At 73.1% G+C, this 17571-nt stretch carries 13 protein-coding genes and 2 pseudogenes; 5 read left to right on the forward strand and 10 right to left on the reverse strand.

Going from position 1 to position 17571, the window contains the following annotated elements; genetic code table 11:
• Nucleotides 1-14: 14 nt before the first annotated feature.
• The 5 genes from AC068A_RS17110 to AC068A_RS17130 are packed head-to-tail and all read right to left on the reverse strand — an operon-like array spanning nucleotide 15 to nucleotide 4338.
• Nucleotides 15-1418 carry a cytochrome P450 gene (locus tag AC068A_RS17110; protein WP_478585642.1) on the reverse strand — a complete coding sequence of 468 codons (1404 nt, stop codon included), beginning with the start codon at nucleotides 1416-1418 and terminating at the stop codon, nucleotides 15-17.
• Nucleotides 1415-2035, reverse strand: coding sequence for a GTP-binding protein (locus AC068A_RS17115; RefSeq protein ID WP_478585644.1), 621 nt, complete (start codon nucleotides 2033-2035; stop codon nucleotides 1415-1417). Before AC068A_RS17115 ends, AC068A_RS17110 begins: the two co-directional genes overlap by 4 nt.
• The gene (locus tag AC068A_RS17120) at nucleotides 2016-2375 is read right to left on the reverse strand and encodes a DUF742 domain-containing protein (RefSeq protein ID WP_478585646.1); all 360 of its coding nucleotides are present in this window, start codon (nucleotides 2373-2375) and stop codon (nucleotides 2016-2018) included. The genes AC068A_RS17115 and AC068A_RS17120 overlap by 20 nt, the downstream gene beginning before the upstream one ends.
• On the reverse strand, nucleotides 2372-2776 hold the full coding sequence (locus AC068A_RS17125; protein ID WP_478585648.1) for a roadblock/LC7 domain-containing protein: 405 nt from the start codon (nucleotides 2774-2776) through the stop codon (nucleotides 2372-2374). Before AC068A_RS17125 ends, AC068A_RS17120 begins: the two co-directional genes overlap by 4 nt.
• Nucleotides 2776-4338, reverse strand: a complete 1563-nt coding sequence (locus AC068A_RS17130) for an ATP-binding protein (RefSeq protein WP_478585650.1) — start codon at nucleotides 4336-4338, stop codon at nucleotides 2776-2778. The genes AC068A_RS17125 and AC068A_RS17130 overlap by 1 nt, the downstream gene beginning before the upstream one ends.
• Nucleotides 4339-4856: 518 nt before the next feature.
• Between AC068A_RS17130 and AC068A_RS17135 the strand changes: the two genes are divergently transcribed.
• Together AC068A_RS17135 and AC068A_RS17140 are read left to right on the forward strand one after the other, a co-directional pair.
• Nucleotides 4857-4985, forward strand: coding sequence for a hypothetical protein (locus tag AC068A_RS17135; RefSeq protein WP_478585652.1), 129 nt, complete (start codon nucleotides 4857-4859; stop codon nucleotides 4983-4985).
• Nucleotides 4986-5056: 71 nt separating this feature from the next.
• Entirely contained in the window at nucleotides 5057-5386 is a 330-nt protein-coding gene (locus tag AC068A_RS17140) for a hypothetical protein (protein WP_478585654.1), read from the forward strand.
• 333 nt (nucleotides 5387-5719) lie between these two features.
• On the opposite strand, the gene AC068A_RS17145 is transcribed toward AC068A_RS17140, so the two are convergent.
• From AC068A_RS17145 to AC068A_RS17155, 3 genes are all read right to left on the reverse strand, one after another.
• A complete protein-coding gene (locus AC068A_RS17145) occupies nucleotides 5720-6898 on the reverse strand; it encodes a cytochrome P450 family protein (RefSeq protein ID WP_478585656.1) in 1179 nt (392 codons plus the stop codon).
• A gap of 206 nt (nucleotides 6899-7104) precedes the next feature.
• On the reverse strand, nucleotides 7105-7614 hold the full coding sequence (locus AC068A_RS17150) for a hypothetical protein (protein WP_478585658.1): 510 nt from the start codon (nucleotides 7612-7614) through the stop codon (nucleotides 7105-7107).
• Nucleotides 7615-8175: 561 nt separating this feature from the next.
• Nucleotides 8176-8340, reverse strand: a complete 165-nt coding sequence (locus AC068A_RS17155; protein WP_478585660.1) for a hypothetical protein — start codon at nucleotides 8338-8340, stop codon at nucleotides 8176-8178.
• 316 nt (nucleotides 8341-8656) lie between these two features.
• Here AC068A_RS17155 and AC068A_RS17160 point away from each other — a divergent pair, with 316 nt between their 5' ends.
• Nucleotides 8657-11200, forward strand: a complete 2544-nt coding sequence (locus AC068A_RS17160) for a LuxR C-terminal-related transcriptional regulator (RefSeq protein ID WP_478585662.1) — start codon at nucleotides 8657-8659, stop codon at nucleotides 11198-11200.
• Nucleotides 11201-11323: 123 nt separating this feature from the next.
• On the opposite strand, the pseudogene AC068A_RS17165 reads toward AC068A_RS17160, so the two are convergent.
• Together AC068A_RS17165 and AC068A_RS17170 are read right to left on the reverse strand one after the other, a co-directional pair.
• Nucleotides 11324-11743: pseudogene (locus tag AC068A_RS17165) on the reverse strand (alpha/beta fold hydrolase); the annotation flags it as partial.
• Between the two features lie 249 nt (nucleotides 11744-11992).
• Nucleotides 11993-13519, reverse strand: a pseudogene (locus tag AC068A_RS17170) (LuxR C-terminal-related transcriptional regulator); the annotation flags it as partial.
• 496 nt (nucleotides 13520-14015) lie between these two features.
• Between AC068A_RS17170 and AC068A_RS17175 the strand changes: the two are divergent.
• Both AC068A_RS17175 and AC068A_RS17180 read left to right on the forward strand, forming a co-directional pair.
• On the forward strand, nucleotides 14016-14702 hold the full coding sequence (locus AC068A_RS17175) for a thioesterase II family protein (RefSeq protein ID WP_478585664.1): 687 nt from the start codon (nucleotides 14016-14018) through the stop codon (nucleotides 14700-14702).
• Nucleotides 14703-15280: 578 nt separating this feature from the next.
• Nucleotides 15281-17464: a BTAD domain-containing putative transcriptional regulator gene (locus tag AC068A_RS17180; RefSeq protein ID WP_478585666.1), complete on the forward strand. Its 2184-nt coding sequence runs from the start codon at nucleotides 15281-15283 to the stop codon at nucleotides 17462-17464.
• Nucleotides 17465-17571: the final 107 nt, after the last annotated feature.

Raw genomic sequence — 17571 nt, forward strand, 5'->3', positions numbered from 1 at the left:
GCAACGGCCGTCCCTCAGCGGGATCCCAGCAGGCGGCGCCACCAGGCCGACAGTCTCCCCCGCCCGGCCCGGACGGGGCGGCGGGGTGCCGGAACCGGGGCTGCGGCCGACACCGGCGGGTACACCGCCGGACGGCCGGACGGCTCCTCCGGGTGCGGGGTGCGGGGAGGGCGCGGGGTGAACCGTACGGGCAGGGACAGCAGGTGGCGCGACATCAGCGTCCCCCGCCACCGCAACTCGCCCTCCGGAACGGCGAGTTCGATGTCGGGCAGTCGGTCCAGCAGCACTTCGATGCCGGTGTCGGCGATGGCGCGGCCGATGTCCTGGCCCGGGCATTCGTGCGGCCCGCTGCTGAACGCCAGGTGCGAGCGATTGCCCCGCACGGAGGTCTCGGGGTCGGGGCGGATGCTCGGATCCGCGTTGGCGGCAGCCAGGCCGAGCAGGAGCATGTCGCCGGCTTTGATCTGGCGGCCGCCCAGCACCGTGTCCCCGGTGGCCCAGCGTCCGATCACCGCGTTGATCGGCGGATCGTCCCACAGGACCTGCTCGATGGCGTCGGGCAGGGTCATGTGGCCGCCGGAGAGGCTGGCCCGGAACCGCTGGTCGGTCAGCACCGTGCGGAGCGTGTTGGCGATCAGGTTGGCGGTGGTCTCGTATGCCGCGATCAGGACGACGCGCAGGTGCATGAGCACCTCGGTGTCACTGAGGTCCGCCGGGTGGGCCAGCAGCCAGGTGGCGAGGTCGCGGCCCGGGTGGATCTTCCTCTCCCGTACCAGCTGCTCCAGCGTCTCGGTGACGTAGCGGTCGCTCTGCAGGGCCGTCTCGGTCCCCTGCAGCATGTCGCGGGCCGCGTTCACCAGGCGGGGTCCGTGCTCGTCGGGTGCCCCGACGAGCTGGGTCATCACCAGCATGGGGAGCTGGTCGGAGAAAGCGGATACCAGGTCGGCCTGGCCGACTCCGGCGATCTGGTCGACGAGCTGGTTCGCGAAGCGGGTCACGTAGCGGCGGATGCCCCGCTTGTCGAAGCGTTCCAGACCCTGCACCACGGCCGAGCGCAGCCGCTCGTGGGTCGGGCCGTCGGTGAAGTTGCACACCGGTACCCAGGTGACCATGGGGCCCAGCGGGGTGTCGGGGGGTACGCGGCCTTCGAGCATGTCACGCCAGCCGCGCGGGTCGCGGGCGAACCGGGATGCGGTGCGCGCCACGTCCAGGTTCTCCCGGTGCCCGAGGACCAGCCATGCGGGGAGGTCGCCGCTGACCAGCACGGGGGCCACCGGCCCGTACTCGGCCCGCAGTTTCTCGTACAGTCCCATGGGGTCGGCTTCCGCCTCCGGCCCGTGCAGCCGGTACAGGCTGCCGGGCAGGTCACCGGCGGCATGGGCCGGGCACTGGGGCGGCGGGGTGGGGTGGGTGTTCACATTGCCTCCGGGGTTGCTGCCTGGGCGTGCAGGTAGCGCATGAGGGTCAACAGGACGTCGCGGGACGAGTCCCGCCGGCGTGCGTCGCAGTCGAGGACGGGGACGTGAGGGGGCAGATCGAGGGCTTGGCGGATCTCGTCGAGTGAATGCCGGGGGGCGTCGGGGAAGGAGTTGACGGCCACGACGAACGGCAGGCCCCATTCCTCCAGTCGACCGATCACGTCGAAGCTGTTCGCCAGTCGCCTGGTGTCCAGGAGCACGACGGCTCCGAGCGCTCCCTCGAACAGGCCGCGCCACAGGAACCAGAACCGCTCCTGACCGGGCGTTCCGAACAGGTAGAGGACGAGTTCGTCGTTGATGCCGATGCGGCCGAAGTCCATGGCCACGGTCGTGGTGGTCTTGCCGGCGATGCCGCTGGTGTCGTCGATGCCGATGCCGGCTCGGGTCATGGTCTCTTCGGTCGTCAGGGGTTTGATGTCGCTGACCGCACCGACCATCGTCGTCTTTCCGACCCCGAACCCACCGACGATGACGACCTTGACAGCGGCCTTCACCGTCTGCTTGAGCGGGTCCACGCTCCGCGCCGAGGCGGACGGGTCAGAGCTTCTGAAGTCCATTGATCACAGCCTCGAGCAGAGCCGGGTCGGGGAGCTGAGCGGCGGGGACGGGTGGGCGTACGCGAACGCGCTTGGCGGCCAGCAGGTCCCCCACCAGCACGGTCACCGCGCTCACGGGGAGACCGGCGTACGCCGAGAGCTCCGCCAGTGACAGGGGTGCCTGGCACAGCCGCAGGATCGCGGCGTGCTCGGGCTGCAGTTCGGGCCGGGGGGGTGCGGTGGCGACGACGAGGGTCACGAGGTCGAGGTGCGCCTCGAGGGACGGTTCGCTGCGCCCCCCGGTGATGACGTAGAGCCGTTCCGGGCCGCCGTCCTCCCAGTCAGCGGATGGTCCACTCACGTGACCTGCCCGTCATGACGGGGCGGACTGCCCAGGTGTTCTCCCATCCGCTTGACCAGGTTGCGCATCTGCGCGCCCATGAGCCCCGCATCGACGCCCTCGTCGGCGAGGACGGCCAGGTAGGAGCCGTCACCGGCGGCCATGAGGTAGAAGAACCCGCCGTCCATTTCGATCACGACCATCCGCATGCGGCCCTCGGAGTACGGGAACTCCGCGGCGACTGCCGTGGCAAGGCTCTGCAGACCCGCGCAGGCCGCTGCCAGCCGGTCGGCCGTGTCCGTGTCGGCGCCGTACTGGGCCACGCACAGGCCGTCCGCGGAGAGCACGATCACGTGCCGCGTCTGCGGAACTCCGGCGGCCAGGTCGTTGAGCATCCAGTCCAGGCTGCTTCGCTGTGTCATCACGATTGCATACGTCCCTTCGTCACTGAGCCCGAGTCCGCCGCGTCCCCGCCCTGGCCGGCCTGGCCGGTCTGGCCCGACAGGCCGCTGTGGAACGCCTCCAGCCACATACCGGGGCCAGCGCCCGGGGCGGTCTGCGAACCGGTGGCCGGCGGCGCCTCGGGGGCGGTGACGCGGTCCTTGCGGCGGCGCTGCGGCAGTCCGCCGGCGGTTCGTCCGCCGGCAGTTCGTCCGGAGACGGGCGGGGCCGTGACGGGCGCAGCCGGACCCGGCCGGGGCGCCGAGCCGGGTTCGGGCACGGGAGCACGGCGCGGCACGGCGTGTTCGGTGGGGTACTCGCGGGCGGCAGGCGTGGCCCGCGGACCCGAGGAGGAGCCGATGCCGTGGGCGACGCCGGTGGCGGCCGAGGCCGTGGTGACCAGGTGCTGCGGTACGACGACCACGGCTCGCACGCCACCGTACGCGGAGGAACGCAGGGACACCTGAAAGCCGTACGCCTGCGCCAGACGGCCGACGACGGCCAGGCCGAGCCGGGGTGTCTCGCCCAGGTCGTTGAGGTCGATGCCCGTCTGCGCCCGCGCGAGCATGTTCTCGGCCCGCTTGCGGGCCTCCTCGCTCATGTTGACTCCGCCGTCCTCGATCTCCACGGCGACGCCCGACTGCACCTCCACGGCCGTCAGGTGAACGCGCGTGTGCGGCGGCGAGTAGCGGGTGGCGTTGTCCAAGAGCTCTGCGAGGACGTGGATCAGGGGCTCCACCACGGGGCCGATGATGGCGACCTCGGCGACGGAGTGCAGTTCCACCCGCTGGTAGTCCATGATCCGGGACATCGCGCCGCGCAGGACGCTGTACAGCGTGACGGCCCGGCTCCACTGGCGGCCGGGCCGGGCCCCGCCGAGGACCGAGATGGAGTCGGCAAGGCGGCCGATCAGGGCAGCTCCGTGGTCCAGGCGCAGCAGGTCGCCGAAGACGTCGGGGTTCCGGCCGTGCCGGTCCTCCATCTCCCGCATTTCGTACGCCTGCTGGTGGACGAGGGCCTGCACGCGGCGGGCGAGGTTGACGAAGGCCCGCTGGGCGGAGTCGCGCAGACTTTCCTCGTTGTCGACGGCTTCGACGGCGGCGGCCACCACGGCCTGGAGCGCGGATCTGAACCGGGGGGTGAGGGCGGGATCGTCGTCCCACTGGGTGACGTGACCGTCGCGTCCGCCCAGTGAGCTCAGTACCTCTTCGGGCAACTCGCCCCGGCGCAGGCGTTGGATCGCCTCGGTCATCACCGCCTCGGCCAGGTGCACGGCCGCGGCCTCCTGCCGGGAGGTGACGTGCCGGAGGGCGGCGACCTCGACGTGCCGCGCCGCGAGCGCACGACCGCGTCGCAGCGCCTCGCCGACGGCCCCGGCGGTGCAGGTCGCCGCCCCGGCGATCCAGACGGTGAGGAGGCCGTCCGGTGAGGCCGCGAGGGCCCCGGTCAGGCAGACGCCGGCAAGTCCGGAGATCGCGAGCAGCGTCCAACGTGTACCCGGCGCAGAGCGGGGAGCTCCAGGTGGATAGGTTTCTTGCGCCATCAGTCCTCGAACCATCGAAAGAGCGGATCTTATGACAGGTGGCGGGAGCATAACGGCGTCGAACTGCAGTGACTGGCGCTTTCGCGGGAGCACCACACCGTGGGGTCAGAAATTCGAACGCATTTCTGGAAGAATTCGAGCAGCCGTGGGCGTGATCAGTAATGGACGGGCAGGGGGTATCGCCGCCCGCTTCCTCCGAAGCACGCACCGTACGGATCCGAAACCCAGTGGCCGGCCGGCTGTCGGCCGCCGGCGGCGACGCGAGCGCTTCCGCGAAGACACCGCCCCGCCCCCGATCCGCAGCCCGGGACGTACACGGACATCAAGCTCACGTCGGGCTACCACCTGAAGTTCGCCGACGTCCCCTACTCCTGCGGCTTCGGAAGCTGCGAATTCGCACCTTCGGCGCCAAACTCGCACGGCTCGACAGCAGCTCCGACGGCTCTCTCCGGGCTTGTCGCCAGGAGACCCGCTTCGCCACCCGCATCCCCACCGAGGCATTTTCGAAGGGAGTTCGCATGTGCGTAAAAACAAACAACGGGACCATCGCGGTGATCCCCTACAAGGGCAGCTCGCCGAAGGGCGACCCCAGCACGTACACCACCCTGGACGTCACGGTCTGGACGGGAGCGGACCGCAAGGACTGACAGGAACGCGCACGACACAGTGGTGGGCCTCCCTGAATACTGTCCCATCGGGAGAAGGAGGAGGGGAGGTCATGGCACTCGCCAGAAAGGGCTCGCGGCGCATAGGCGTCGACGGCGTCACCTACAGATGGACGGTCCGTGGACGGGCGACCTACGCCCGCGCTCTGGCCTGGCGACCACTCGCCTACGCGGTCGAACACGACGAGACGCCGGGCACCACATTGGTGGTCACCACGAATCAGCCCCACCCGAGCAACTGGCTTGGTCTCCCCGCTCGCGCCGTCCTTCCCGCCGCGGTGGCCGCCGCGGTCCGCATGGCCCGAGCCAGAGGCTGGACACCCGAGAAGCCCGGCCCGCCCTTCCACCTCGACCAGTCCGAAGGGTTCACGCCTGCCAACTGAGCGGCAATGGAGCGAGCTGCATCAGGTGCCACCCACCGCCGCCCTGCCACCGTGGCCCCGCTGCCCGGTGGGCGTGGCTCCTGGACGGACGTACCCGCGGACGCGCTGCAACCGTCCATGCCGAGGATGCCGGCTGGCCGCCGAGCGGGCGCGGCCGCTGACCACCATGCAGGCGCTGGACGCCCTGGCGCGGGCCGGGACTTCGTATTCCGAGCAGGTACTGAAGGGACCGAACTTCGGAACTGCTTCGATCTGTTGGTCGGGGTGAACCGGCGGAGAGCACCAGCACCCCCGGCCCGTTCGCGCGCCAAGTCGGGTGTCGGTCGGCACGCCTTACTCGGCGTCGTAGCGGACCGGAAGTGAGGTCAGCCCGCGGGCGCGCAGTGACCGGCGCCAGTGGGGAGCGGGGCCTGCGGGTTCGAGGGTGGGGTAGCGCTCCAGGAGGGCGGCGAGGGCGATCTCGGTTTCGGCGCGGGCCAGGGGGGCGCCGAGGCAGTAGTGGATGCCGTGGCCGAGCGCGACGTGGCCGGCGGTGTCGCGGTCGAAGTCGAGGACGTCGGGGCGGGAGAAGCGTGCCGGGTCGCGGTTGGCCGCGGACAGGGACAGCAGGACGGTCTCCCCTGCCGGGATCGTGACGCCTGCGATGGTGACGTCCTCGGTCGGGAAGCGGCGGATGGCGAGGAGGGCGGGGCCTTCGTACCGTGCGAGTTCCTCGACGGCGGCCGGGAGCCGGGAGGGGTCCTTGCGGAGCAGGTCCAGGTGCTCGGGGTGCGCAAGGAGGGTGTGGATGGCGTTGCCGATGAGCTGGACGGTGTTCTCGTATCCGGCGAAGAGGATGAGGAAGGCGAGGGACATCAGCTCGTCTTCGCTGAGGCGGTCCCCGTCGCCGTCCCGGACCGCGATCAGGTCGGACAGCAGGTCGTCGGCGGGCCGGCTCCGCTTGTGCGCCATGAGTTCGGTGAAGAATCCGAGCATCGCCACCACCGCTTCCTTCGCGTCCTGCGGCCGGTTCGGGTCCGGGACGACGAGGGCGTCGGTCCAGGTGCGGAAGTCGAGGCGGCGGTCTTCGGGAATGCCGAGCAGGTCGCAGATGACGGTGATCGGCAGGGGGGCTGCGTAGGCGGCCACCAGATCCGCGGTTCCGGCCGGGCCGAGAGCGTCGAGAAGGCGGTCCGCCGTTGCGCGGATGGGCGTGCGGAGCTGTTCGGTTCGGCGCGGGGTGAAGGCGCGGCCGACGAGCTTGCGGATGCGGGTGTGGTCCGGCGGGTCCATGTTGAGCAGGTTCGCGTCGAGGGCGGGGGGCAGGGCGAAGCCGCGGTAGCTGCCCTCGGCGGCGTTGGTCTTGTCCAGGGACAGTCGGGGGTCGGCGAGGGCGGCCCGTACGTCGTCGTAGCGCGTGATGAGCCATGCCGGTGTGCCGTCGGTGCCCGTGATGCGGCACACGGGTGCGGTGTGCCGCAGCCGCTCGTAGACGGAGTACGGGTGTTCCAGCAGTTCGCCCTGAAGATCCATGAGGCAACCCTAGGACGTGCACGGGATCGTCCTCGAGGCTGGGCTCCGCACGGGCGAACGTCCGGATTCCGTGGGGTCGTCGGGCAGTGAGAGCACGCCCACCGGCCATCCCCTTGCCTTTCGTGCTCGCGCCTCCCCTGTGATCGTCTGCGCAGGCCCTGGTGGTGATCGGCTGGACGCCGATGGCTCCGGCCTCCGGGCGGTGGTCAGGCCGTTCGGCGAGGGCGCGCAGAACGTCGCGGGCGTCGCCGGCTCGCAGATGCCTCCGGAGCGGCCTGCGGGGAGGAGAACCCGCCCGGAACGACTGCGGGAGCCTGCGCGGTGGCAGGCGCAGGGATGGCCGCGGCCGGGGCCGGGCGCTGTGCCCGGCCGAGGACGGAGGTGTGCGGGATGAGGGGAGCGCAGGCCTGGCACACCTCGGCCAGCGTCCAGACCTGTCCCACGGCCGGGTTGTGGACCAGAACCAGGAGTGTGGAGCCGCTGCACAGGGCGCGGGTGTCGTGCAGTGCGCACTGGGTGGCCCGGCAGGCGCAGGCCGCATGGGGGCGGACAACGGCCAGGCGGGCGTGGGCCTTGGCGTGCTCCGCGGCGAAGCGCTTCAGGGCCGCGGTGTCCTTGGAGCGGGGCGGCATGCGGCAGGCTTCGGTGCTGCAGGTGACGGTGGCGCTGTGGTCGGAGTGGCCGGTGAGGCGGACCGTCCAGGTCCGGCCGGGCACGCGTGATCCGGGCGTAGGGGTCAAGTTCAGGTCCGATCATCATGATTCAGGTAGGTGAGTCGCACCGCCGCGGTGCTGGTCGCGGCGAGGGTGGACTTCGCGGGGCCGTCCGGCCCGGTCAGAATCTCCGAACAGCACTGGGCTGGGGCGAAACGGTCATCGGACAGCCTCAGGGCGTGGGGTCTTTGTCGCATGTGCCCGCAGGCTCTGTCAATGCCGCGCACTTGCTCGTCCGGGCGGCATCGTCCGACCGGCCGCACCGAGGCTCCGGCTTGAGCCGAGGGCGGATGCCGGCCGGAACCCCTCGAGCGAGTCGGCTGCGCAGCCTGGGGCGGGCGGTTCGGGTGCGGGCCGACGGGATTCGAACCCGCGGGGCCGACAGCCAGGTCCGGCGATCGGCCACTAGTCCCGGGCACCAGGGACCTCCGGTGTCCGGGATCGCAATGGACCGCTCTGCCACAGCCCCGCACCCTGCGGGACCGCGCGGTCCCGCTGCTGCGGAGTCTAGTGCGGTGACCGGCCGGTGATGGACGGGGGGTTGGTGGTGGGCGGTGTTCGGGCTCAGGTCGCGGGCCGGCGGACGGCCAGGGCCGCGAGGTTGGAGGCCTCGGCCTTGGCGGAGAAGGTGATGACCTCTGCGGGCGCGGCTGCGGCGTCGGGGTCGAAGCCCTTGTGGCCGCTGCCGAACCGGCTGCCGAACCGGCTGCGGGAGCGGGCGCCGCTCACCGTCGTCTGACGCTGAGTACGGGTGGCGGGTTTCCCACCCTAAAGGATCTTGGTTCGGCCCGATGTTCGTAGGATGGGACGAACTCCCCGCGGGGAGGGGGGACCTGCCCAGGGACACGCGCCGGAGGACAGCACGCAGTGCGAGACGTGAAGGGCCGACTGCTCGGGCGGTACCGGGAATCGGAGGCGCTGGACCGCCTGCTGCGTGAGGTGCGCGACGGCCACAGAAGGGTGCTGGTACTGCGCGGCCAGGCGGGCATCGGCAAAATCGGCGCTGCTCGACCATGTGGCGGCACGGGCGGGGCAGATGCGCATCGTGCGTACGGAGGGGGCCGAAGCCGAGTCCGACTTCGCGTACTCGGGCCTGCAACGCCTGTGCGCTCCGCTGCTGTCGCATCTCGGCGGGCTGCCGCACGTGCAGCAGGACGCGCTGCGGATCGCTTTCGGCCTGAGTGCCGGCCCGCCGCCGGAGCTGCTGCTGCTCGGAATGGCGGTCCTCGGCCTGTTCGCCGAGGCCGCGGCCGAGTCCCCGCTGGTGTGCCTGGTCGACGACGCGCAGTGGCTGGATCTGATGTCCCTTCGGATCCTGGCGTTCGCCGGCCGCCGGCTGGACGCCGAGTCGGTGGCGCTGATCTTCGCCGAACGAGCCGATGAGGTTGACGAAGCCGACGGGGCCCTTTCCGGTCTGCCGGACCTTCCCGTGCGGGGGTTGGCCGATGCCGACGCCCGGGCCCTGCTCGACGATGCGCTGCCCGGGCCGATCGACGCGCGCGTGCGGGACCGGATCGTCGCCGAGACCGGCGGCAATCCGCTCGCGCTGCTCGAACTGCCCCGAGGGCTGTCGCCGACGGAGCTGGCGTTCGGCTTCGGCGGGCCCGGAGCCGCTCCGCTGGCAACCCGGGTCGAGGAGGGTTTCCGCCGGCGTGTCGACGCGCTGCCCGCGGACACCCGCACATTGTTGCTGCTCGCGGCCGTCGAGCCGGTCGGCGACGAGCTGCTGCTGTGGCGTGCCCTGCGCATGCTCGGCATCGGGCCCGACGCCGCGGCCCCGGCCGAGACCGCCGGGCTGCTCACGTGGGGTGCCCCGGTCCGATTCCGGCATCCGCTGGTCCGCTCGGCCGTCTGGCGGACCGCCGACGGCGCCGCGCTGCGCGCGGTGCACGGCGCGCTCGCCGAGGCCACCGACGCCGAACGCGACCCCGACCGGCGCGCCTGGCACCAGGCGCACTCGACGGTCGGGCCCAACGAGCGGGTGGCCGCCTCGCTGGAGCGTTCGGCCGACCGGGCCCTGGCGCGAGGCGGCAGGGCGGCGGCCGCCGCGTTCCTGGAACGCGCCGCGGCTCTCAGCCCCGACCCGAAGGAACGGGCACGGCGGGCGCTGGCGGCCGCGGGGGCCCATCTCGACGCGGCCGCGCCGGCCCGCGTGCCCGACCTGCTCGCCGCCGCCGAGCTGGGGCCACTGGACCAGCTGCAGCAGGCCGACGCGGCCCGGCTGCGGGCCAGGGCCTCGTACATGACCAACCCCGGGCTCGGCGCGGTACAGCCCCTGCTCGCGGCGGCGGGCAGGTTCAGGGAGCTCGACCCGGCCGCCGCGCGGGAGACCTGCCTCTCGGCGTTCGGCGCGGCCATGTGGGCCGGCCGGCTAGACGAGGGCGGGCTGGGGCGGGCCGCCGAGGCCGCCCGCGACCTCCCGCCCGGGGACGACACGGCGGGGGCCTTCCTGCGCGCACTGGTCACGTGGACCGTCGACGGGCCCGTCGCGGCCTTCCCGCTGCTGGCGCGTGCACTGCGCTGCTTCAGCGACGATGACGGTCTGGCCGGCCTGTGGCCGGCCGCGAACGCGGCCGTGGAGCTGGGCGACCTCCAGGCGTGGCTGGACATCACGGACCGGGCCGTCCGCTTCGCCCGGACGACGGGCGCACTGTCGATCCTCTCGACGGCGTTGCCCTACCAGGCCGCCTCGCTGTGCTACACGGGGCGTTTGTCGGAGGCCTGGGATCTGCTGGCCGGGGCCGCGGCCGCCGAGGAAGCCACGGGCTTGGCGACGCGCGCGGCCACGACGGCCCTGATCGGCGCGTACCAGGGGCGGCAGCGTTCGGCTCTGGAACTGGTCGAGGCCACGGAGCGGGATGGCGAGCAGCGCGGCCTGGGCCGGCTGATCGGCATGGCGGCGTGTGCGCGGGCGGTGCTCCACAACGGCCTGGGCAACTATCCGTTGGCGAAGGAAGCCGCGCTCCGCGGCCTGGAGTATCAGGACCTCGTCGTACACCACTGGACGGCCGGCGAGCTGGTCGAGGCCGCGACCCGGGCGGGCGATGCGGCCGTGGCGGCACAGGCCCGCGAACGGCTGGCCGCGTGGAGCCGGGCCGGCACGCCCTGGGCACTCGGCGCACACGCGGTCGCCGACGCGCTCGCCGGAGCACCCGAGCGGGCCGAAGACCGTTACCGCGAGGCGATCGACCACTTCGGCCGGGGCGGGCTCGGCGTGTACGAGGCCCGGAGCCGGCTGCTGTTCGGAGAATGGCTGCGCCGCCGGAACAGGCGGGCCGAAGCCCGCCTCGAGCTGCGGGCGGCGCACGAGGCGTCCGCGACGATGGGCATGGAGGCGTTCGCGGAACGGGCCCGGCGGGAACTGCTCGCCACGGGCGAGACCGTCCGCAGGCGGACCGTCGGCGCGCCGGTCCTGACACCGCAGGAGACCCGGATCGCCCGGCTCGTGGTCGGCGGACATTCGAACGCGGAGATCGGCGCGCAGCTGTTCCTCAGCCCCCGCACGGTCGAGTGGCACCTGCGCAAGATGTTCGCCAAGCTGGGGGTCTCATCCCGCCGGGAGCTCGACGGCGTCCTCCCCGGCCGATGACCGCCGAACCCGCCGAACCCGTCGAACGCCTACGGAAGCACGGCGTGATGCGGCAGCCCGCCCGTCACAGGCCCAGATCCACTGCCAGGCAGGAGAAGCGCACCCCAGGCTCTCGGGGTCGTGGACATCGACCGCCCGGGTCGGGGGCGGCGCCGGTCTCTCCTCGACCGACAGGAAGCTGGTGGTGCCGTGGCCGCGCAGGTACGGCACGATCACCCGGTAGCCGGCGGCGGCCAGAAGCGGGGCCACATCGACGTAGCTGTGGATGTCGTACGGCCAGCCGTGCAGGCAGATGACCACGGGGCCGTGCCGGGGGCCGGCCTCGGCGTAGCCGACGTCGAGCACGCCGGCGCGGGCCTGCTTGAGGTCGGTGAACGCGGTGTGCGTGCCCGGGGCGATGGCCGGGATGACCGGGGCGGGGCGGCCGGGCCGCTCCGGTCTGCCGGAGGCGGCCCCGACAGCCGCGGGCGCGGCGCCGAGGGACACGGCCGTGGCGCCCGCGCCGAGACCGACCGCCTTGGTGAACGTACGCCTGCTGATCACGTCTGGTCCTCCTAGAAACCTGCTGACGCTCCACTGTCGTTCCGGCCCCCGTCGGAGCGCATCTGTCACATGACGCCGAGACACGCGGAACGTCAGCCGGTCCGCATGCAGTCATCCGACTGTTGTCGCCGCGCCGGCGGCCAACGACGCTTGAAGGGCTGCCATGGGGGCGGCGGTGGTTCGTCGTACGCAATCGGAAGGCCTGGCCGTGATGCGAACTCCCGTGGTCCTCATCCACGGTGCGTGGTTTCACGGTTCGTGCCGGAGGGCCTGGTGGAACGGTTCACCTCGCGGGACCTCCTCGGTCCGGGTCAGGGCGTCGCGGAGCCCCGCCCTGGTGGTGATGCCCAGCTTGGGGAAGACGCGGTACAGGTGCGAACCGACGGTGCGCGGCGACAGGTGCATCCGCTTGCCGATCTCCTTGTTGGTCAGGCCGCCGGCTGCCAGATCGGCGATCCGGCGTTCCTGCCAGGTCAACGGAGCCTGCTTCGGCGTCGGTGCACGCGGTGGGGCCTGGGCGGCACGCAGTTCGGCCCGGGCCCGCTCGGCCCAGCCGGCTGCGCCGAGCCGCTCGAACGCCTCGGCCGCCGGGACGAGGAACTTCCCTGCCGCCGCCCGGCCTTGGACATGGCGCACCCGTATGCCGTGTGCCAGCCGGATCCGGGCCAGCTCGAACGGGAAGCGGGCGGCGTCGGGGTGCGATTCGGCGCGCGCGAACATCTCGGCCGCCTCCGGCTCGCCGTCAGCGGTCATCGCCAGGGCGCCATGGGTGACCAGCGCCAGGCGGGGTGACACCTCCGGCAGTCCGGCGTCGCGCGCGGCGAGGGCGTGGGCCCGGGCCTGCTCGGCGCGTCCGGTGTGCCGGGCGGCCTCGACGAGGTCGAGCAGGGTGCGCGGGGCCTGATACGTGTAGGGCTTGAAGGTGCCCGGCGGCGTGATGCCGATGGCGTACAGGTACGCGGCCTCGTAGTCGCCGGCGCTCAGCGCGGCGGCCGCGCCGGCGGCGTCGGCGATCTGGGTGAGGAACCCCAGTCCGCGTGGTCGCGCCCAGGCGTCCACCTCGGCCTGCAGGTCCCGCGCCCGCCCGGCCTGCCCGCGCACCGCCGCGAGCTGGGCCAGGTACGCGCGGCTCTGGGCGGCGAACAGTTGGTGTCCGTGCCCGGCCGCCAGGTCCAGGACACGCTGTCCGGTGCCCTCGGCCTCGTCCCATTCGCCGACCGCCATCTGGTCGAGCATGATCAGGTGCAGCATGACCATGCCGCTGGCCACGGCCCCGGTCTCCAGCTCGCGGTCCACGACGCGCCGCAGATGGGGGCGGTACCGGCTCAGGAGGTCGAGGTGGTACGCGGCCACGGCCAGGCGCGTGACCTCCCAGGGCTCCTGGCCCGGCAGGTTCGCGGTGGCCCGTTCGACCGCCCCGGCGCATCCGGTGCCGTGCCGGATCACGTCGCTCCAGGCGGCGCTGTAGATCCGGGTGCGTGCGGTGACGAGGTCGCCCAGGGAGGCGAGGAGCCCGTGGGTGCGTTCCCAGGTCGCGCGTTCCCCGGCGTACTGACTGATCGCCAGCAGGAGGGTCACCAGCCGGGTGAGGACTTCGTCGGGCCCGGTGGTCCCGCTCTCCCGCAGCTGCTCGACCGCGGCCATGACCTGCCCGTGGGTGGAGCGGACGTCTCCGTCCTGGTAGAACGCCTGGTAGGCGGAGGCCAGGACCGCGGCCGGCGACTCTGCCTCCCCGGGGTTGAGGCCGGACAGGACGAGCCGCTGCGCCTGGCCGAGAGGCAGGACAGGGAACCAACGAGGCTCCTGTGCCAATGGGTTGTGACTTCGAACACCTCCCTCAACGGCGCGGGAGCCTCGTGCGTTGCGGGCCCTGCCGCCGTCGCCCGATCAGTGGCCACGCGGAAAAAGCCCGGTACCGCCAGAGGTTCCGCGGCCAGGGCGAACCGCAGGTGGTGCACGGTGGCCAGGACCCGTTCGGGGGAAGGAGAGCCGGGGCGGGCGGCCGCGCTGGGGGATACCGCCACCGCTGCGCCGATGTGGTCCGTGTGTGCGCGCCGATCGGTGCGACCCCGCTCGCGCTCCCGCCCCACGCCGGGGATTTGTGCGCGGTGTGTGCGCCGCTTGAGCGGCGCGACGGATGATGGGGGCGGCCCGGGCCCACCGAGGGGACGGAAGAGAGCGTGGAAGGCGGGTAACGAGCGTGGACAGCGAGTGGCTTCGCAGATTTGCTCCTCCCGGAGGGGGCTCCGCGTCGCCCGGCCGAGCCACGCTGGTGTGTTTCCCCCACGCGGGCGGCGCGGCCAGCGCCTTCGTCCCGCTGTCCCGCGCGCTCGGCCCCGGCGTGGAGGTGCTGGCCGTCCAGTACCCCGGCCGTCAGGACCGCAGGCACGAGCCGCCGATCGACGACATCACGAGGCTCGCCGACGCGCTGGCCACGGAGATACGGCGCGAACTGCCGGGGCCATACGCCTTCTTCGGGCACAGCATGGGTGCCGTCCTCGCCTACGAGACCGCCCGGGAGCTGCGGGAGCGGGGGGACGGCGGGCCGACGCGGCTGTTCCTGTCCGGCCGGCGTGCCCCGACCCTCGACCCCAGCCCGCACGACCGGCTGTTCACCGACGCCGACGTGCTGGCGGCGGTGCGGCGGCTCGGCGGGACGGCTCCGGCGGTGCTGGACGATCCGGAGCTCCGGGAGATGGCCATGCCCGCGCTGCGCGCCGACTACCGGGCCGTCGGGCGGTACGCGTGGCGGCCCGGCCCGCCGCTGGACATACCGCTCAGCGTCTACGTCGGCGACAGCGACCCGGTGGTGACGGTGGAACAGGCTTCCGCCTGGTGTGACTTCACCACCGCGAGCAGCACGGTGAAGGTCTTCCCCGGCGGGCACTTCTACCTCGACCGGCACCTGCCGGCCATCGCCGGGGCGGTGACCGGTGCCCTGACCGGCTCCCTGCGGTGAGCCGCCGGTAGGCCAGGGCGTCCGGCCGCGAGCCGCCGGACCGTGTGAAGGGCGAGGGGGCTCCGGTCGCCGTCGTCCTTCGTCGCGTTGCCCCGGGGCCGGCTCCGTCGCCCCCGCTCCTGGTCGACGCGGTCCCGGCGCGGCCGGGCCCCGTCCGCCGGCCCGTTTCGGACGACGGCGCCGTCGTCGTCGCCCCTCCCCGGGGCCTTTCCCGCCGTCCCCCGCCCCGCCCGGCCGGAGAACGGCGACGGCGGACGCCCGGGAGCGCAGGCGATCGTATACACCGGCCGGAGGATCCCGTCGGCGGTGACCGTTCCGACAAGCGGTTTCCTCGACGCTGTCGGCAGATTCCGCGGCGTACGCGCGGCCGTGGGAGCCTCGGCCTCAGGCCGTTCCGTCGTCTTGGCCGAGATTTGTGCAAGCCTCAACCAAGATCTCGCATTCTGATCAATGGATCTTGGCGGCCAGGTGGCGCAGCGGAAGCACAGGGCACCTCCCGCCGAGACAGCGGGACTGGTACGGACTGGTACGGGTTGCGAAAGTGGGGGGATTCGATGCAGTTTCGGTTACTCGGTCCGATGGAAGTGCTGGACGACGGCAGGCCGGTGGGGCTCGGCGGCGCGAAGCAGCGTGCCACGCTCGGCTTCCTCCTGCTCCATCCGAACAAGGTGGTGCCGACGAGCCGGCTCCTGAATGCCCTGTGGGGGGCGGAGGACGCCCCGGTGACGGCGCGCAAGATCCTGCAGAACGCGGTCTACGGACTGCGCGGGGCGCTGTCCTCCGCCTGCGGGACGAGCGGTCAGGCGGCCGCCCTGCTGACCCAGCCACCCGGCTACATGATGCGGGTCGACCCTGGCCACGTGGATCTCCACCGCTTCCACGACCTGGTCGGCCGGGGCCGGGACCGGCTGGCCGCGGGAGCCCCGGAATCCGCGGTCACCGTGCTGCGCGACGCGCTGGCGCTGTGGCGCGGGCCCGCCCTCGCCGACCTGGTGGAGAAGGGCGTCGAGTGGCCCGAGCTGGCGGCGGTCGAGGCCGCCCGCCTCGACGCGATGGAGGACTACGCCGAGGCGCAGCTGGCCTGCGGGAGGCACCACGAGATCCTCACGGAGCTGGAGGCGATGGTGCGGGCCGAACCGCTCCGGGAGCGCGCCTGCGGTCAGCTGATGGTCGCCTTGTACCGGTGCGGCCGACAGGCGGACGCGCTCGCCGTCTACAGCCGCGTACGGGCCGTCCTCGTCGAGAACCTGGGGCTGGAACCGGGGCACGGTCTCCAGGCTCTGCAGCAGCGGATCCTCACCCAGGACCCCACGCTCGTCCTGTGCAGCTCGCCGGCCCCGCTCATCCTCGACCGGCCGGCGAACGGCGACGCCGGCACGCGGGCCGCCCCCGCCGCCGTACCCGTCGCCGCCCGGGCGGGGCGCCCCGCGGGCGGCGGCCCGGACGCGCACACGCGGCGCAAGCCCGGCACCGAGCGCCGCCAGGTCTGTGCCGTCTCCGTGCGGACCCGTATCGCGCCTTCCCTCGGCAGCGGCGGCGACCAGGAGCTCGACGACCTCCTCGACGGTGCCGAACTGCTGGTCAGGGAGCAGATCGAGCGCTTCGGCGGTACGGTGACGGCCTCCATCGGCTCCGTGCTCGTGGGCCTGTTCGGGCTCGACGACCCGCACGAGGACGACGCGCACCGGGCCGTGCTCGCGGCCCTCGCGATCCGTGACGTCCTCGTCGTCGCGGCCGAGGCGGGGCCCGGGACGGAGCGCTCGACGGTGCAGGCCACCGTCACCACGGGCGAGGTGCTGCTGCGCCGGCGCGGCCGGAACGCGGTGCCGGCCGTCGTCGGCGAGTTCCTCGACGAGGCCCAGGAACTGCTGTGCGGGGTGCCGGCGGGCGAGGTGCGGGTCGACGACGCCGTCCGGCTCGCGAGCGAGCACGCCGTCCGCTATCAGCGTTCCGACACACCGGGACCGTACTGGTCCGCCATGGGTGCGAAGGCGGACACGGGTCCCGACGGCACCGGGCTCGGCGAGCTCTCCGTCGAACTGGACGTGCTGCGCGGCCTGGTGAAGCGCACCCGGCAGCGGGCCGTGCCCCACCTGGTCACGGTGATCGGCGAGGCCGGCACCGGGAAGAGCCGGCTGCTGCACGAGCTGAGCCGCTCGGTCGCCGAACCGCACGACGGGCCGCTCGTCCTGGCAGCGTGCGCCACGCAGGACCCCGATCGCTCCCCGCTGACGCTCCCCGGCCTGCTCCTCGCCTCCTACTGCGGCATCGGGCCCGAGGACGACCCGGCCGCCGCGTACGCGGCCCTGCGGCGCGAGGTCCACGCCCTGTACTTCTCCGACCCGGCGGCCGGCGAACGCCTCGCCCGCCTGCGGGCCCTTCTCGCGCCCGCCGGCTCCCCCGCCCTCGGCGAGGTGTGCCGCCCGGCCGAAGTCCTGGAGGCCTGGCGGGACTTCCTCCGGCTCGCCGTGCAGCGCCGCCCCCTCGTGCTGTGCCTCGACGACCTGCACCTCGCCCCGGACATGACCCTGGACGCGGTCGAGGACCTGGTCGAGTCCACGGGCGAGGGACCGCTGTTCGTGATCTCCTGCGCCCGGCCGGAGCTCCTGACCCGCCGTCCCTCCTGGGCCGGCGGCAAGAGCCACGCCCTGACGGTCACCCTGGACCGGCCCGAGCGGATCACCAACGAGCAGCTGGTGGAGTTCCTGCTGTCGGCGGTGCGCAACGAGGGACTGCAGCGGCTGAGCGGCACCTGCGGCTGAACGGCCGTGCGCCGCGGTGGGGGGGGGGGGGGGGGGGGGGGGGGGGGGGGGGGGGGGGGGGGGGGGGGGGGGGGGGGGGGGGGGGGGGGGGGGGGGGGGGGGGGGGG

The organism is Streptomyces sp. NPDC043854 (assembly GCF_056436005.1).

Coding starts and splice junctions, on each gene's coding strand:
- AC068A_RS17115 (WP_478585644.1), bottom strand. CDS start 2,035: ATGGACTTCAGAAGCTCTGACCCGTCCGCCTCGGCGCGGAGCGTGGAC.
- AC068A_RS17125 (WP_478585648.1), bottom strand. CDS start 2,776: ATGACACAGCGAAGCAGCCTGGACTGGATGCTCAACGACCTGGCCGCC.
- AC068A_RS17130 (WP_478585650.1), bottom strand. CDS start 4,338: ATGGCGCAAGAAACCTATCCACCTGGAGCTCCCCGCTCTGCGCCGGGT.
- AC068A_RS17135 (WP_478585652.1), top strand. CDS start 4,857: ATGTGCGTAAAAACAAACAACGGGACCATCGCGGTGATCCCCTACAAG.
- AC068A_RS17140 (WP_478585654.1), top strand. CDS start 5,057: ATGGCACTCGCCAGAAAGGGCTCGCGGCGCATAGGCGTCGACGGCGTC.
- AC068A_RS17145 (WP_478585656.1), bottom strand. CDS start 6,898: ATGGATCTTCAGGGCGAACTGCTGGAACACCCGTACTCCGTCTACGAG.
- AC068A_RS17180 (WP_478585666.1), top strand. CDS start 15,281: ATGGAAGTGCTGGACGACGGCAGGCCGGTGGGGCTCGGCGGCGCGAAG.